The sequence below is a fragment of the Pseudomonas fuscovaginae SE-1 genome, assembly GCF_000364705.1.
Taxonomy (GTDB): Bacteria; Pseudomonadota; Gammaproteobacteria; order Pseudomonadales; family Pseudomonadaceae; genus Aquipseudomonas; species Aquipseudomonas fuscovaginae_A.
Window position 1 is genome coordinate 18,129 of sequence record NZ_AQOH01000147.1, and the last position, 15,731, is coordinate 33,859.

Sequence of the window (15,731 nt, forward strand, 5' to 3'; positions counted from 1 at the left end):
GGATTATTTCTGTTTCAGTTTTTTGCAGATCGCAAAGGGAGTTCAACACAATGATCGTAGGGATCGACCTGGGAACCACCAACAGCCTCGTCGCCGTCTGGCGCGGGGAGGCCAGCGAGTTGGTGCCCAATGCACTCGGCCAGTTCCTCACGCCGAGCGTGGTCGGACTCGACGACGAAGGCCGGATTCTCGTCGGCCAGGCCGCCAAGGAGCGCCTGCACACCCATCCGCGCAGCACCACCGCATTGTTCAAGCGTCACATGGGCAGTGCCCAGGAAGTACGCCTGGGCGATCGCCTGTTCCGCCCCGAAGAGCTGTCCGCGCTGGTGCTCAAGAGCCTCAAGGAGGACGTCGAGCGCGCCTACGGCGAAACCGTGCACGAAGCGGTGATCAGCGTTCCGGCCTACTTCAGCGATGCCCAGCGCAAGGCCACGCGGATTGCCGGTGAACTGGCCGGCCTCAAGGTCGACAAGCTGATCAACGAGCCGACCGCTGCCGCCCTCGCCTATGGCCTGCATCAGCGCGACAAGGAAACCTCGTTCCTGGTCTTCGACCTGGGCGGCGGCACCTTCGACGTGTCGATCCTCGAACTGTTCGACGGGGTGATGGAGGTTCGCGCCAGCGCCGGCGACAACTTCCTCGGCGGCGAGGACTTCGACGCGGCGCTGCTCGACCGGTTTGTCGACAGCCAACGCAGCGCCACGGACTTCCCCGAGCAGGCCAGCGTGATCCAGGCCCTGCGCCGCGAAGCCGAGCGGGTGCGCAAGGTCCTCGGCCAGGAACCGAGCGCCGAATTCACCCTGCGGGTCGATGGCCGCCAGTGGAGCCATACGTTTACCCAGCAACAACTGGCCGATATCTATGCGCCGCTGCTGGAACGTCTGCGCGGCCCGATCGAACGTGCCCTGCGCGATGCGCGGATCCGCGTCAGCGATCTCGATGAAATCCTCCTGGTCGGCGGCACCACCCGCATGCCGCTGGTGCGCAAGCTGGCGGCCGGGCTGTTCGGGCGTTTCCCGTCCATCAGCCTCAACCCCGATGAGGTGGTGGCCCACGGTGCGGCGGTCCAGGCGGCGCTCAAGGCCCGCTCCGCGGCCCTCGAGGAAGTGGTGCTGACCGACGTCTGCTCCTACACCCTGGGTATCGAGACCTCCCAGCAATACGGCCAGCAGATCGAAAGCGGGCATTACCTGCCGATCATCGAGCGCAACAGCATTGTCCCGGTCAGCCGGGTCAAGAACGTGTACACCCTGCACGACAATCAGGAAGTGGTGAAGCTGAAGATCTACCAGGGCGAAAGCCGCCTGGTGCGCGACAACGTCTTCCTCGGCGAACTGGAAATGCCGGTGCCCAAGCGCAAGGCCGGCGAGGTCGAGCTGGATGTACGCTTCACCTACGACAACAATGGCCTGCTCGAAGCCCAGGTCACCGTGCCGCTGACCGGCGAGCAGCATTCGCTGGTGATCGAGAACAACCCCGGCGTGCTGACGCCGGAGGAAATCCGGCAACGCCTGCAAGCCCTCAGCCAGCTCAAGATCCACCCGCGCGACCAGCAGGTGAACACGGTGCTGACCGCCCGCCTGGAGCGCCTGTACCAGGAAAGCCTGGGCGACCTGCGCGAACGCATCGGTTACCTGGCCGGCCAGTTCCAGCAGGTACTGGACACCCAGGACGAGCGGCGGATTCGCGAGGCACGCAGTGAGCTGACCGAACAATTGAACAGGCTCGACAACGGCATCTGGCACTAAGGGAGTTGCAACATGGACTGTTGGTCGATCCTGCAACTGACCGAAGATGCCGATGAGCGCAGTATCAAGCGCAGCTATGCGCGACTGCTGAAGGTCACCCGCCCGGACGAGGATGCCGAAGCGTTCCAGCGGCTGCGCGAAGCCTATGAAGAGGCGCTGGAAATTGCCCGCTGGCGCGATGACGACGAGGTCGTGGTCGAGAGACAGCCCGAGGAGCCCGCGCAGGCCGTCGAGATTCCCGCCACCGCCGACGACTGGTCGCGGCTGCCGGAACGCCAACCACCGAGTGTGCCAGCCGTCGCGCGGCAGGCCGAGGACCGGGCCCGGGCGCTGGTATCCGGGCTGAGCAGCGAGAATCTGTCCGAGCGCTGGGAACAGGCGCTCCAGCGGGACTGCGCCGCCGCCTTCGAGCAGGCGCTGCTGCGTCTGTGCTTCGAGCAGCCGCCTCTACGCGACGCCATCACCGCCTGGGCCGTGCAACAACGGGAATGGCTGACGCCCTGGCAGACCGTGCGGATGGCGCCGGAGCAGGAGCAGGCCTTGTCCGCCGACCTGCTGCAGGCGTACCGACAGGAACTCCGGGCACAACTGGAGGCCGGCCAGGAACGCGAATTCATCAGGCAGTTGCAGCACTACAGCGAACAACCCTGGCTGAGAATCTTCGACCGTCGCCTGCAATGGCAGCATCTGTTGCTGCAGATGCTGCACGAAAGCCAATGGAGCCTGCCACTGTTCGAGCGGGTCTGTCAGCTGTTCGGCTGGGACGAACGCACTGGTGTGACACCGGAACCCGAATGGCTGTGGCAGGCGTTGCTGGGCCGCTGCAACGAAGAAGGCTTCTACCAGAACCTGCTGGTCCGTGCCCAGGTGCAACCCTCGCCGTCCTCGGAACATATGGCGGCGCACCTGCTGCTCGGTTCGGGCAGTCGCTGGCAGAAATTCCGCAAGATCCGCAAGTTTTCCGGGGCAGACTGGCAAGCCTGCCAGCAACTGAGCGAACAACTGGCGCACCGGCACCCGAGACTGATCGAGCGCCTGCCCGAGCCGGATGTGTTCTTCTGGCACAAGTACCTGCCCCGCAGCGTGCCGGCCCATGGCTGGATTCTGTTCGGGCTGCTGCTGACGCTGGCCTACCTGCTGGCCCTGGTTCCGGGCATGGCCGGGCATCTGGCCAAGGGCCGGTCCATCGAGGGCGCGCTGCTCGGTTCAGTGGTCGTCGCCGGCGCGCTGGCACTGCTCGGGCGAACCGTGGCGAGCTGGTGGGTGGTACTGGCGTGGAATCTCTCGCCCCTCGACGTCTGGCTGAGTGAACGTCTGCTGCCCAAGCGCCTTTCGGCCGACGGCCGTGTCCTGCTGATCCGCCACGGGCTGCTGCAGGTGGCGATTGCCAGCACCTTCTGGGCAGCCCTGGGTCTGCTGGGGCTCGTCTCGGTAGTGGGCCTTGGCCTGGTCGGCCTGACCGACAGCAAACGCACGCCCATCGAGCCGGCGGACTCCTTCTGGCGCCATCCCTGGCAGACCCTGTGCTACTGGACCCAGTGGAGCACGCGCCAGTGGTGTTTCGTGGTGTTGATGCTGGTCGTCTGCAGCATTGGCGTGCAATTCTTTCCCGGCTTTCCGTTGACCAGTTCCAAGTCGCACTAGTCCCTGGCAACCGCAAATTATCAGAAAAGGTTTCTGAAAAACCGCTCCACGCTGTTCCGGCTGTACCTTGAGTACATCCCCCAGACGGGGGCCCTACGCTGAAAAGGATATGAGCATGTCGAAACTCGCAGGACTGACGTTCACCCTCGCCGCCATGACCCTGGGCATGGCCACCGCCCACGCCGATGCCGACCTGAAACTGGGCAGTACCGAACGGGTCACCCAACTGTTCGCCTACCCCAACAACTGCAACGTGATCTGCTACCGCAACTGGACCCTGGAACAGACCGCCGAGCACTACCTGAACCAGAGCGTGCAACGCGACGGCTACAGCAATGCCAAGGTGACGGTGAAGACCGACAACGGCCAGCTCTACGCCCACTTCAGCGGTGTTCCGGACGGCTACGAGAAGCCGTTGGCGGCCCTGCTGGATGCTGGCGACCTGGCCTACCAGGGCGCGTCGAAACTCAATGCCGACGGCAAGTGGGACTACAGCTGGTACCTGTTCCTGCCCCTGGGGATGGCCCTGGACAACCGCAAGAGCGTCGAGCTGCTGCACTTCCCGCCGGATTACTCGCTGACCCAGGCTCAGGACTACCTGGAGTCGAAGACCACCGACCGCTGGGCCGAGCTGCTGATCGACAACGGGATTCCCAAGGAGCAGACCCCGGGTTACCAGACCATCGTCGACATCGCCCCGATTGCCGCGCCGGCCAACGCTGGCAGTACCCTGGAGGGTGTCTACGGCTACTTCACCGACTACCAGACCACCATGGTCAAGGAAGTCAGCGTGACCGCCAAGGGCACGGCCCTGCCAATGGTCGCGTTCGGTGCGCCGGTGCGCAACTGGATCAAGCAGCAGTATGGCGCCACGGTCGCGGTACTGGGGCTGGCGGAAATCAGCCCGACGGCCGGGGTGAAAGTGCCGGTGCTGGGCTCCAATCACCCGAGCTACATCTGGTATGCGGCCGATCCGTCCAACTACAACGGCGACCAGGCCAAGGCCGATGCGGCCGGCCTGAAGGTGATGGGCCAGGACTTGAGCGCGGCCTGCTGGCAGGCGGGCATGGGCCAGAAGCCAGGCAGCGATCCGAAGACGCTGCTGACCCGTTGCACGCAGAACTGGCAGGTGACCAACAAGGAAAAAACCTGCGAGCTGTTCTATGTCTCGGTGCGCAACCTGAGCGAGGCCGATGCGCAGAAGAAATGCACCACGACAACGGTCAAGACCCAGCTCAAGCAACTGCGTGAGCCGGCGCCGAAGCCGACCACCGAAGCCCCGCATATCTGACCCTGAAAAGCAGACGGGGGAGCCAGCGTGCCGGCTCCCCCGTCTTTCTCTGCCAATCGTTCCCACGCTCTGCGTGGGAATGCCTCTCTGGGCGCTCCGCGTCCGCTCTTGTGACGCAGAGCGTCACGGGATGCGTTCCCACGCGGAGCGTGGGAACGATCAAATCGCGCCTACACAGACTTCAGGGCGCGCCGACCGGCCGCAGGCGATACTGCGGTGGCAGTTGTTCGAAGCCGCTGATGGTGGTGTCCAGGCTCTTCCAGCGACCGTCCTTGATCCCGTAGATGCAACCATGCACCGACAGGTTCTGTCCACGATGCCAGGCGTTCTGGACGATGCTGGTGTGGGCGACGTTGGCCACCTGCTGGATCACGTTCAGCTCGCACAGGCGGTCGACCTGCTCTTCCTCGGTCGGCAGTTTCGCCAGCGCCTCGCGGTTCTCGTAGTAGAGGTCACGAATGGAGCGCAGCCAGCCATCGATCAGGCCGAACTGGCGGTCCTGCATCGACGCCCGCACACCACCGCAACCGTAGTGGCCGGTGACCAGGATATGCTTGACCTTGAGCACGTCCACCGCGTACTGGATCACCGACAGGCAATTGAGGTCGGTGTGCAGCACCACGTTGGCCACGTTGCGGTGCACGAACAGATCGCCCGGCAGCATGCCGACGATCTCGTTGGCCGGTACTCGGGCGTCGGAACAGCCGATCCAGAGGAACTCCGGCGTCTGTTGGCGTGCCAGCTTGGCGAAGAACTCCGGGTCCTCTTCCTTGATCGCAGCGGCCCAGCGCTCGTTGTTATCAATCAGGTCTTGTAGTTCGTTCATGCTGTAAAGCCTCGGGATTGATGCACTGTTCTCTGACAACCGACCTGCGCTCGGGGTCACGCCATCGTGCACAGTGTTCTCGAGACGGCGGATCAGTCGACCAGCGTCGCGGCCATCACCAGCGCATCCTCGCGTCCGCCGACTGCCGGGTAGTAGTCGCGACGACGCCCGACCTCATTGAAACCATAGCGCTCGTACAGCCGGTAAGCCGTCTGGTTGCTGTCGCGAACCTCCAGGAAGCACTCGCGCGCGCCCAGGGCGTAGGCCTGCTTCATCAATTCCTCGAGCAGTCGCAGGCCGAGGCCGCGGCCCTGGTTTTCCGGTTTGACGGTGATGTTCAGCAGGTGCGCTTCATCAATGATCACCTGGATCACACCATGTCCGACCTGCTGGTTGCCCTCGAACATCAGCCAGACCTGATAGGACTTCAGCGCATCGGTGAAAATGCCACGGGTCCACGGGTGGCTGAAGGCCGCGTATTCGATCTTCAGGATCGCATCGAGGTCCGCCTCGGTGGCCAGGCGAAAACTTACCGCATCACTCATCGTTGTGTTTCCAACGCGCCATCAGCCGACGCATGGCTTGCCAGACATCCGCCTTGCGCTGCGGCTCGTCCATCAGTAATTCCAGGCCAGGCAGCGCCCAGGCCGAGCCCAGGCCTTCGACCTGCAGCTCGCGGTTATAGGATTGCGCATCGGCCTCACCGGCAAAACGCACCGCCGGCAGACCGATCAGCCACAGGCAGGCGCACTCGCCCTCTTCCAGCCGGGCCTGGACGAAGCCCTGGACGAACTCGCGGGCGACATGCGGGCCCTGGTCCAGGTTGCCACGAGCCAGCAGCGGCCAACGTACCGGCTCGCCGATGATCTGCGGCGCATCCGGCAGGCCGGCGGCACGCAGCATGTCCTTGAGCAGCAGGTAGGACGGATCGCGGCTCTGGAACGGCTGGCCGGTGACCAGTTCGACCAGCAGCAGGCAGCGCCCGGCCCGCAGCAGTTGCAGGGAGAAACGCGGCGGCGGCAACACTGGCGCCTTGACCGGTGCGGGCGTCTCCTCTGCCTCGACCTTTGGCTTGCTGTCGGCCCGGACGCTCGACGATGGCCGCGGCACTTCGATTTTCGGCCGTTCGGCGGGCCTGGCCGAAGGCTCCACGGCCTTGCGCGCCTCTGCGGCCGGCGCGACGATCTCGGCCGGGCTCTCGACCAGCGGCTCAGGCTCGACAAACAGCTCCGGGCGCGAGGGCGCGGCGAACGGCAGTTCGGTGCGGGGCAGCCAATGGACCACCTGCATGGCGGTCAGATAGGCGCGGCGACGGGACTCGATCAACAAGGGGCGGCCATCTTTGGATAGGGTCAAGGCGCCGATTCTACCGTCCTTCGGCCAAGATCGCCCGCGGTTGATCGCAATAACCGCGCGCCTCTGATCGCCTGCGGGTCAAGAGGCCGTTTCATGCAGTACAATCTCCCCCTTTTTCAATTGCCAATCAGTCGGCCATTCCCATGATCGAACCCAAGCGCGTCCTGCGCGCCCTCGCCGAACACTGGGCACTCCTGGAGCCTCTGTGCGAACACTTCGACCAAGGCACCATGAGCCTTGGCGAGCTGCGTCAACAGTTGGCCGCCCAGCAACTGGAAAGCACGCCCCAGGACATCACCAGCCTGCTGGACGTGTGGATCCGCCTCGACATCCTGGTACCGGTGGCGAAAAGCCCGAACCGCTTCGAGCTGAACGCGCAGATCCATGATTTTCTGGCCTACCTGCGCCGCGAACACCGCCTGGGCCTGTGCCTGGAGATCGAAGCCTACCTGCGCCACCTCGAACGCCTGGCCGGCTACATCCAGGACGCCTTCGAGATTCGCGACGGCAACGACCTGGCGCGCCAGTTGCGCCTGCTCGACATGCGCGTGCGCGATGTGCTGAAAAAACTCGCCAACGACGAACAGGCCCTGGTCGCCGTGGCCGAACGGGCCAAGACCAGCGACCGGCAGATCCCGCTGCGCCAGCGCTATGCCGAGGTCCTGGCGACCTGGGACGAATACGTCGAGCCGATGATCCAGTTGGTGAACGCCGACGGCGCCTTCGAGCAGGGCGTGCGCAAGGTCGAGAACGTCCTGCTGCGCATGCTCGGCGAACAGCAGCGCCTGGGGCACCTGGTCGACGACGACATGCTGCTGCGCACCCACGCACGGATCCTGGAAATGCAGACCAGCGCCCAGCTGACCCTGCGCCACGCCCGTGAACTGCTGTTGCCACTGCGTGAAGAAGCCCGCCGGCACAACGCCGTGACCCGTGGCGCGGCGCTGGCGCTGTCGGTGATCCGCCGCAAGGGCCTCGATGCCGTGCCGCAAGCCGCCATGCCGATGTTCACCCGGCCGCAGAGCACCTTCCTCGGCAGTTCCGGCCAGGTCGAGGCCTATGTCTATGCGCTGGCCCGTTTCGAGGCCAAGCCGTCGCGCTTCCCCAAGGCGCACAAGACAACCCGAGGCGGCGATTCGCCACGGGCGCCGCGCACGGTCAAGGAAATGCTCGAACGCTGCACCGACGCCCTGCCGATGCCGGACCTGATGAGCTGGCTGCTGGAGCAGGAGCCGGACGGCGCCACCGACGAACTGCTCTACTGGTTCTCGCGCCTGTCGCGGGAGAAGCGTTTCCAGCGCGAGCGTCTCGAACGCCGCGACTACTACACACAGGAGCACCTGGTCAGCCTGCGCTCCTTCGCCCTGCTCTCGCGTGTCGAAGACAACGCCGAGAATTCCGCGAGCACACCTCATGCATCTTGATCTTTCCGAACTGTCCCAGCTGGCACCGATCTTTCGCGAGCTGTTCAAGGGTTACCACATCAGCCGCCGCGATCCGGAGCTGTATGCCCAACTGTCGAACTGCCAGGACCAGTACCGCACACTGTTCAAGGCCCTGGGCTTCGAACTGGTCTGCGACACCCGCGGCTTCTACTACTTCGTCCCGGACAACGCCACGGCGCAGGTGAACAAGACCGCCCAGCGCCTGGCGCTGTTCACCTTCATCCTGGTCGAGCACCTGGCCGACCAGGGCCGCGACCCGATCGCCGTGCTCGACGGAGGCAGCCTCGGCCGCGATGAACTGCCCTCGCTGCTGGAGAAGTACCGCGACCTGTTCGTCCAGGCCGAAGTCACCACCCAGGAGGAGCTGGAAGAGAAGATCATGCGCCGCATGACCCAACTCGGCTTTGCCCTGGAAGAGCCCGGCCTGTTCCGCTTCCTGCCACCGATGCACCGCTTCCTCGACGTCTGCCTGTCGGTCCAGCAGGACCGTGACATGGCCGCCAGCCTGCACAGCGTACTGCCGCTGCCGACGCCGGTGATCGTCGACGAGGACAGCGACGAAAAACTCCTGGAGACCGACGATCCGCTGGACCTCAGCGAATTCGACGAAAACCGGGAAGAAAGTGAAGAAGAGGCGTTGGCCCGGGCCATCGCCGACGAGCAACAGGAGATGGATGCATGAGCCAGGAACGCTACGGCATTCGCCGCTTCGCCCTGTTGAACACCGCCGGCTACAGCCTCGGGCTGTTCCCGCTGGAAAACCCGCTGTCGGTGTACGGGGCGAACAACCTCGGCAAGTCGGCGTCGATCAACGCCCTGCAGTTCCCGATCCTGGCGCGCATGTCCGACATGAGCTTCGGCAAGTACAGCCTGGAGCAGTCGCGCCGCTTCTACTTCGCCAGCGACACCAGCTACATCCTCGTCGAAGTCTCGCTGCCCCACGGCCCGCACGTGATCGGTGTGGTCGGTCGCGGTCCGGGCGGCGGCTTCGGTCACCAGTTCTTCGCCTATGCCGGGCAGTTGGACCTGGCGCACTACCAGAAGGACGACACCTGCCTGCGCCAGAAGGAGCTGTTCAACAACCTCGAGCGCAACGGCCTGAAAGCCTACGAACTCAAGCCCGACGAGCTGCGCCGGTTGCTGGTGGGCGGGCACACCTCGATCCCGCTGGACCTGACCCTGATCCCGCTGCGCTCGACCAGCGAGCAGAGCCTGAAGACCTTCCGCGCGCTGTTCATCAACCTGCTGCACATGCGCGAAATCACCGCGGCCAAGCTCAAGCAGCTGTTCCTCGATGCCTTCGAGCACAGCCTGCGTTCCGGCAGCGTCGACTACATCGCCGCCTGCGAGGAAGCGTTCCGCGACGTGCGGCGCATGGAACAGGACTACAACTCGCTGGTCGCCGCCGGCCCGCTGGTCGAGGCGCTGGCCGCCGGGGTACGCCAGCGTGACGTGCTGCGCGGCAAGCTGCACCGCATCTCGCCGCTGCTGGACTCGCTGCTGGGCACCTGGTCGGACTACGCCACGGCGCGCAAGGAAGAGCTGGTGATCCAGTCCGAGCACTACCGCCGGGAACAGGACGCGCTGCAGAACGACCAGCGCGGCAGCACCCAGGAGCTGATGCGCCTGGAGCGGGAAATCAGCGGTATCCAGCGCTGGCTCGGCGAGCTGTCGGTGCTCAAGCACCGCTTTGCCCTGGTCGACGACGTCAAGGTGCTGGAACAGCAACTGCTGGCCGCCAAGGATGCCCACGACGAACTCGCCGGCGCCCTGGCACAGTCCCGCCAGTTCAGCGCCGAGGACCTGGAAGAGCGCCTGCGCGATCTGGAAAAACGCCTGAAGTCGGTCAAGCAGCAACTCGATCACGCCGACAACAACAGCTATGCCCGCCTGCGCGAAGAGTTCTCGCAACAGGACGTCGAGCGCCTGATGCGTCTGTTCAACAGTTCGCTGTTCAGCCTGCCGCTGGGCGAACATGGCATCGCCCTGGATGACGACGGCGAGTGGGTCAAGTCGCTGGAACTGATCCTCGACGGCTTCAAGGGCGAGCGTTTCGTCGCCCCGGGCCTGTCCATCGACCTGTCGCATATCGAACCGCCGGCCTTGCAGGCCCTGGCCGACCGCGCCGCCCTGCGCGACCAGAAGGAGCGCCTGGAGAAGGAGCTCAAGCAACTCAAGACCCAGCAGGCCGTGGCCGCCGACCGCGCGGCGAGCAAATCGCAGACCGAAGCGCTGTACCAGCAGGTGCTGGATGCGCAGAAGGCGCTGGAAGACTTCCGCCGCGCCGAAACGTTGTCCGCCGAAGAGCCCGAAAAACTCGAGCAACTGGCGCAGATGGAGGCCGCCCAGGACGAGCTCAAGCGCTCCAGCGACGCTTTCACCGAACGTGTCCAGCAACTGTCGGCCAAGCTGCAACTGGTCGGCCGGCAGATCGGCGACATGGAGGCCAAGCAACGCACCCTCGACGATGCCCTGCGTCGTCGGCAACTGCTGCCGGCGGACCTGCCGTTCGGTACGCCGTTCATGGAACCGATCGACGACTCCATGGACAACCTGCTGCCGCTGCTCAACGACTATCAGGACAGCTGGCAGGGCCTGCAGCGGGTCGACGGGCAGATCGAGGCGCTGTATGCCCAGGTCCGCCTCAAGGGCGTGGCCAAGTTCGACAGCGAAGACGACGTCGAGCGTCGCCTGCAACTGCTGATAAACGCCTACGACCATCGCACCGACGAAGCCCTGACACTGGGCAAGGCCCGTCGTGCGGCAGTCACCGACATCGCCCGGACCCTGCGCAACATTCGCAGCGACTACGACAGCCTCGAACACCAGCTGGCGCTGTTCAACCGCGAGATCAACAAGCGCCAGGTGTCCAACCTGCAGAGCTTCCGTATCGTCCTGGCGCCGAACAAGGAAGCGCTCAAGCACATCGACCAGATCATCCACAGCGCCGGCCAGTACGAGGAAGGCGAGACCCTGTCGGTGTTCGACCTGACCCAGAGTGCCGAGCAGGACAACAAGAACGAAGAGGCCAAGGAATACCTGGCCCGCCTGGTCGCGGCCAACCACAACCAGCTGGGCCTCAAGGACCTGTTCGAACTGGCGTTCGAAATCACCAAGGTCCATGGCCAGCCGGTGATCCACACCGACATCGATGGCGCGGCGTCCAACGGCACCACCATGACCATCAAGGCGCTGACCAACATGTACCTGTTGCTGCACCTGATGGACCGCGACCTGGCCGGGCGTGTCCGGTTACCGTACTACCTCGACGAGGCGGCGGACATCGACGAACGCAACCAGGCGGCGCTGCTGGAGACCAGTCTGCAACTGGGCTTCGTGCCGATCCTGGCGAGCGTGAAGCCGCAGGTCTCGGCCCATGTGGCCATCGACCTGGAAGGCGGCAGCGGCCCGAACGGGATCTATATCGACGAAGCGGACTGGAAGTACATCCGTCGCCTGGATCAGGTTCGGGCCACGCTGAACAGCGAAGCCGCTGAGCCGGAACTGGACGAGGCCTGATTCCACGGGCTGTAAACAAAAACGCCGCGATCCGATGATCGCGGCTTTTTTTTGCCTTGGATTTGTGGTGGGTTCTTCGCGGATGAATCCGGCTCCCACGGGATTTGCGTCGTACTAATGATGTTTGTACAACCACAATCCCTGTGGGAGCCGGATTCATCCGCGAACAGGCCTCCACAGGCCTCCACAGTCCTCCACAGTCCTCCACAGTCCTCCAGGTTATTTACCCAGCGGGATCTTCGGCGCCCAGGTCAGCCATTCATCCTCGGACTTGTCGAACAGCGCGAAGGTCTGCTGCGGCCGTGCCGCCGCGCCCATCCGTTCACCTTCCGGCGTGGCGAAGGCGATGCCGCCCTGGATCAGGGTCTCCAACGACTCGGTGCGTACCGTCGCGCCCTTGAACAGGCTCACATCGAAACCGAAACCACTGCTGTTCCAGAAGCGACTGCCCGTACGCACCAGAGGCGCATAACGCGGTTCGATCAGGATATGGATCAACACCCGGTCACCGGTCGCGCCCAGCTCATAGCCGGTGACCTTGCCCACCGCCACTTCGCGATAGGTCACCGGAACACCTTCCTTCAGCGAACCCCGACGCGGCGCACTCAGGGTCAGGCTCAGGCCAGCTTCGGCCACCTGCGCCTCGGGTGGCTGCTTGAGAGCGACAAAATTCGTCTGCGCCCCCTGCTTCTTCGTCGCCGGCTGAACCTCGATGTACTGCCCGGTCACCAGGGTTTCCAGGTTGGCGGTCTTGATCAGGCCCAGTTCCGGCTTGACCACCCAGAACAGGCTACCGGCCCGCGCAATCTTCTCCGGTACTTCGGTGATTCGTGCCGAAAGCAGCACCGACTGCAGATCATCGCTGAGGTCGACACTTTCGATCTTGCCGACATCCAACCCCTTGAAACGAACGGGTGTGCCTGGACGCAAGCCGTCGGCGCGATCAACCCGGATGCTGATCAGCGTGCCCTGCTGCTCGGCAGCCTCGTGATTGGGGAACAGGCGGAAACGCGGAATCTTCCGTTTCAGAGGGGCTTTCTCGCGCAGGGTCTCGAAGGCGATACCTCCGGCAATGAGGGTCTGCAACGACTCGCTCTTGACCTGGATACCACCGGTGAGGCCGCCGGTCAGGGTAATGCCGCTGACATTCCAGAAACGTGTCGAGCCGTTGACCAGCCCTTCGTACTCTTTTTCGATGTGGACGCCGATCACCACCTGCTTGCGATCACGGGAGAACTGGTAGCTCTGCACCGAACCGACCTTGACCTGCTTGTAGAGAATCGGGCTGCCGACCTCCAGCGAACCGAGGTTGTCGGTGAACAGCACCAGGTGCAGGCCGGGCGAGCGCAGGTCGAGCGGCGGTGCCTTGGCCCTCGCCTCGAACTCGCGCTGTGGACGACCGCCCTTGTCACCCGGCCGCACAGCAATGTAGTTACCCTTCACCAGCGCTTCCAGGCCGGTGATCCCGGCCAGGGAAATCGACGGTTTGACCACCCAGAACTGCGTGCCGTCCACGAGGTAGTCCTCGGCCAGCGGGTCGAGGGTGAGTTCGGCATTGGCGCTGGTCAGGTCGGGATCGATCTTCAGAGTTTTCAGGCTACCGACCTGGATGCCCTTGTACATCACCGGTGTGCGGCCAGCCTGCAGGCCTTCGAAGTCGCTGAGCTTGACCTTCACCCGAATCCCCGCCTGGGCCGCATCGAAGTCTTCGTAGAGACGGAACGGCAGGCTCGGGTCGGTGGGCGGGCTGTCCTTGCGGTTCTCCGGAGTGGCGAAGGCAATACCGCCGGCGACGATGCTGGCCAGGGACTCGCTACGCAGCTTCACTCCCGACAGGTTGGCGTCGATGCTGATGCCACTGGCGTTCCAGAAACGCGTGTGCTTGCGCACCAGGTTGGCATAGGCCGGCTCGATGAAGACCTTCAACTCGACCATGTTCTGGTCCGGGGACAGTGCATAGCTTTTGATCTGACCGACCTGGATCTGCTTGTAGAACACCGGGCTGCCGCGGTTCAGCGAGCCCAGTCGGTCGGCCTTGATGGTGATGTGCAGGCCGGGCTTGAGGTCCGAGAGCGGAGGTTCCTCGGACAGTGCCTTGAACTTGCGCGCGGGCTCGCCATCGCCCGGACTGACGGCGATGTAGTTGCCCGAGACCAGGGTTTCCAGGCCGGTGATACCGGCCAGCGAGACATTCGGCTTGACCAGCCAGAAGCGGGTATTGGTACGCAGGGACGATTCGACATCCTTGTTCATTTCGATGGTGACGTTCACACCCTTGGTGCTGCCTTCTGTGTCCAGGGCCAAGGCCTTGACCTTGCCGATCGGCATGCCCTTGTAAACGACTTCGGTCTTGTTGGCCTGGATGCCCTGGCCGCTCTCGAAACGCACCTGGATTTCGATACCGGTCTGGTTGTAGGCCCGCCAGCCGAGCCAGCCGCCGATGATCAGGGCGATCAGTGGCAGAACCCAGATAGCCGACCAGTTCGATGCCGGGCGGGTTTTGGCTTTTGGCAGATCACTCATTGTCGTCGTCCGACTCCGTGTTGTCCCAAATCAGTCGGGGGTCAAAGGTTATTGCAGCAAGCATCGTCAATATCACCACACTGGCGAAGGCCACCGCACCGAGGTTGGCCTCGACGCTGGCGATTCTGCCGAAGTTGACGATCGCCACCAGGATGGCGATCACGAAAATATCCAACATTGACCAGCGGCCAATGAACTCGATGAAACGATACATGATGATCCGCTGCCGGGCCGACAGTGGCTGGTGACGCTGTACCGAGAACAGTAGCAGGCCGATGCCCACCAGCTTGAACGTGGGTACCAGGATACTGGCGACAAACACCACGGCGGCGATGGGAAACATGCCGTGCTGCACCAGGGTGATAACGCCGGACATGATGGTGTCCGGATCGCCCTTGCCCAGAGAGCTGACGGTCATGATCGGCAGCATGTTGGCCGGGATGTAGAGGATCGCCGAAGTCAGCAGCAACGCCCAGGTACGCATCAGGCTATTCGGACGGCGCGGGTGCACTTGCGCGCCACAACGGGTGCAGAGCTGTCCGTCGCTCTCCGGTTCGTGCCGGTTCAACTCATGGCATTCCGTGCAGATCAGGATACCTGCATCAATCGCCCGCATGTTCGTCCTCTCCCGACAATGCCTGCCACACCTGGTGGGGGGACATCACCACCTCCAACAGGATCTGCAGCAACAGCAGACCGATAAAACAGGCCAGGCCAAGTCCGAGGCTCAACTCCGCGAGGTCTGCCAACTTGACGATGGCGACCAGCACGCCCATCAGATAGACCTCAAGCATGCCCCAGTCACGCAGGTGATGGTAAATGCGATAGAGCAACAGACCGTAGCTGCGACCGATATCCCAGCGGATGCTCAGCAACACTGCCAACTGGCACAGCAGCTTGAGCAAGGGAATGCCCATGCTGCACAGGAACACCACGACGGCGATGCCGGTCATGCCGGTGTGATGCAGGCCCAGAACGCCGCTCCAGACCGTATCGTCGGAGGTACGTCCCAGAAGATTGAGTTGCATGATGGGCAAAAAGTTCGCCGGGACGTACAGCAGCAGGGCCGCGATCACCAGGGCCAGGCTGCGTTCGACGACATTGTGGCGGTGGGCATACAGCTCGTAGCCGCAGCGCGGGCACTGGGCCTTTTCACCCAGACCGAGCTGGGGCTTGAGCATGAGCAGGTCACACTCGTGGCAAGCCACCAGCTCGTCCAGGGGCAGTTCCGACACCTGTGGGGTGTCAACCGGATCCGGCATAGATAGAGGCTCTGACTCTGTAGGGAATTGAGCCTATTCTAGTGGGCTGGCTCGAAAATAACTGTGCAAATTTGTCGGGGTGTGGGGCTGCTGTGCAGCCCAGCGGGGGCAAGCCCC

12 protein-coding genes are annotated in these 15,731 nt (G+C 63.8%); 6 read left to right on the forward strand and 6 right to left on the reverse strand.

Going from position 1 to position 15,731, the window contains the following annotated elements; genetic code table 11:
• The first annotated feature begins 50 nt into the window (after window positions 1–50).
• The 3 genes from K675_RS0115345 to K675_RS0115355 all read left to right on the forward strand — a co-directional run bounded on the left by K675_RS0115345 (window position 51) and on the right by K675_RS0115355 (window position 4,683).
• Window positions 51–1,748, forward strand: coding sequence for a molecular chaperone HscC (locus K675_RS0115345; protein ID WP_017904388.1), 1,698 nt, complete (start codon window positions 51–53; stop codon window positions 1,746–1,748).
• 12 nt (window positions 1,749–1,760) lie between these two features.
• Window positions 1,761–3,392, forward strand: coding sequence for a J domain-containing protein (locus K675_RS0115350; RefSeq protein WP_017904389.1), 1,632 nt, complete (start codon window positions 1,761–1,763; stop codon window positions 3,390–3,392).
• Window positions 3,393–3,507: 115 nt separating this feature from the next.
• Window positions 3,508–4,683 (forward strand): hypothetical protein, encoded by a 1,176-nt coding sequence (locus K675_RS0115355; RefSeq protein ID WP_017904390.1) that lies wholly within the window; start codon window positions 3,508–3,510, stop codon window positions 4,681–4,683.
• A gap of 181 nt (window positions 4,684–4,864) precedes the next feature.
• On the opposite strand, the gene can is transcribed toward K675_RS0115355, so the two are convergent.
• The 3 genes from can to K675_RS0115370 all read right to left on the reverse strand — a co-directional run bounded on the left by can (window position 4,865) and on the right by K675_RS0115370 (window position 6,838).
• Window positions 4,865–5,509, reverse strand: a complete 645-nt coding sequence (can, locus tag K675_RS0115360; protein WP_017904391.1) for a carbonate dehydratase — start codon at window positions 5,507–5,509, stop codon at window positions 4,865–4,867.
• Window positions 5,510–5,601: 92 nt separating this feature from the next.
• A complete protein-coding gene (gene rimI / locus K675_RS0115365) occupies window positions 5,602–6,054 on the reverse strand; it encodes a ribosomal protein S18-alanine N-acetyltransferase (protein ID WP_017904392.1) in 453 nt (150 codons plus the stop codon).
• Window positions 6,047–6,838: a hypothetical protein gene (locus tag K675_RS0115370; protein WP_017904393.1), complete on the reverse strand. Its 792-nt coding sequence runs from the start codon at window positions 6,836–6,838 to the stop codon at window positions 6,047–6,049. Before K675_RS0115370 ends, rimI begins: the two co-directional genes overlap by 8 nt.
• Window positions 6,839–7,008: 170 nt before the next feature.
• Here K675_RS0115370 and mksB point away from each other — a divergent pair, with 170 nt between their 5' ends.
• The 3 genes from mksB to mksF are packed head-to-tail and all read left to right on the forward strand — an operon-like array spanning window position 7,009 to window position 11,829.
• Window positions 7,009–8,289 carry an Mks condensin complex protein MksB gene (mksB, locus tag K675_RS0115375; RefSeq protein WP_017904394.1) on the forward strand — a complete coding sequence of 427 codons (1,281 nt, stop codon included), beginning with the start codon at window positions 7,009–7,011 and terminating at the stop codon, window positions 8,287–8,289.
• Window positions 8,279–8,992 (forward strand): Mks condensin complex protein MksE, encoded by a 714-nt coding sequence (mksE, locus tag K675_RS0115380; protein WP_017904395.1) that lies wholly within the window; start codon window positions 8,279–8,281, stop codon window positions 8,990–8,992. The genes mksB and mksE overlap by 11 nt, the downstream gene beginning before the upstream one ends.
• A complete protein-coding gene (gene mksF / locus K675_RS0115385; RefSeq protein ID WP_017904396.1) occupies window positions 8,989–11,829 on the forward strand; it encodes an Mks condensin complex protein MksF in 2,841 nt (946 codons plus the stop codon). Before mksE ends, mksF begins: the two co-directional genes overlap by 4 nt.
• Window positions 11,830–12,048: 219 nt before the next feature.
• Here the strand turns inward: mksF and K675_RS0115390 are convergent, their stop codons facing one another.
• Genes K675_RS0115390 through K675_RS0115400 form a run of 3 tightly spaced genes read right to left on the reverse strand, consistent with a single transcriptional unit; the run spans window position 12,049 to window position 15,614 of the window.
• Entirely contained in the window at window positions 12,049–14,352 is a 2,304-nt protein-coding gene (locus K675_RS0115390) for a PqiB family protein (RefSeq protein WP_017904397.1), read from the reverse strand.
• Window positions 14,345–14,968, reverse strand: coding sequence for a paraquat-inducible protein A (locus K675_RS0115395; protein WP_017904398.1), 624 nt, complete (start codon window positions 14,966–14,968; stop codon window positions 14,345–14,347). Before K675_RS0115395 ends, K675_RS0115390 begins: the two co-directional genes overlap by 8 nt.
• Window positions 14,955–15,614 carry a paraquat-inducible protein A gene (locus tag K675_RS0115400; RefSeq protein WP_017904399.1) on the reverse strand — a complete coding sequence of 220 codons (660 nt, stop codon included), beginning with the start codon at window positions 15,612–15,614 and terminating at the stop codon, window positions 14,955–14,957. The genes K675_RS0115395 and K675_RS0115400 overlap by 14 nt, the downstream gene beginning before the upstream one ends.
• Between the last annotated feature and the right edge of the window lie 117 nt (window positions 15,615–15,731).

Bases quoted from the DNA above. Each gene is read 5' to 3' on its own strand.
- mksF (WP_017904396.1), top strand. From the start codon at position 8,989: ATGAGCCAGGAACGCTACGGCATTCGCCGCTTCGCCCTGTTGAACACC.
- can (WP_017904391.1), bottom strand. From the start codon at position 5,509: ATGAACGAACTACAAGACCTGATTGATAACAACGAGCGCTGGGCCGCT.
- K675_RS0115400 (WP_017904399.1), bottom strand. From the start codon at position 15,614: ATGCCGGATCCGGTTGACACCCCACAGGTGTCGGAACTGCCCCTGGAC.
- mksE (WP_017904395.1), top strand. From the start codon at position 8,279: ATGCATCTTGATCTTTCCGAACTGTCCCAGCTGGCACCGATCTTTCGC.
- mksB (WP_017904394.1), top strand. From the start codon at position 7,009: ATGATCGAACCCAAGCGCGTCCTGCGCGCCCTCGCCGAACACTGGGCA.
- K675_RS0115390 (WP_017904397.1), bottom strand. From the start codon at position 14,352: ATGAGTGATCTGCCAAAAGCCAAAACCCGCCCGGCATCGAACTGGTCG.
- K675_RS0115355 (WP_017904390.1), top strand. From the start codon at position 3,508: ATGTCGAAACTCGCAGGACTGACGTTCACCCTCGCCGCCATGACCCTG.
- K675_RS0115345 (WP_017904388.1), top strand. From the start codon at position 51: ATGATCGTAGGGATCGACCTGGGAACCACCAACAGCCTCGTCGCCGTC.
- rimI (WP_017904392.1), bottom strand. From the start codon at position 6,054: ATGAGTGATGCGGTAAGTTTTCGCCTGGCCACCGAGGCGGACCTCGAT.
- K675_RS0115350 (WP_017904389.1), top strand. From the start codon at position 1,761: ATGGACTGTTGGTCGATCCTGCAACTGACCGAAGATGCCGATGAGCGC.
- K675_RS0115395 (WP_017904398.1), bottom strand. From the start codon at position 14,968: ATGCGGGCGATTGATGCAGGTATCCTGATCTGCACGGAATGCCATGAG.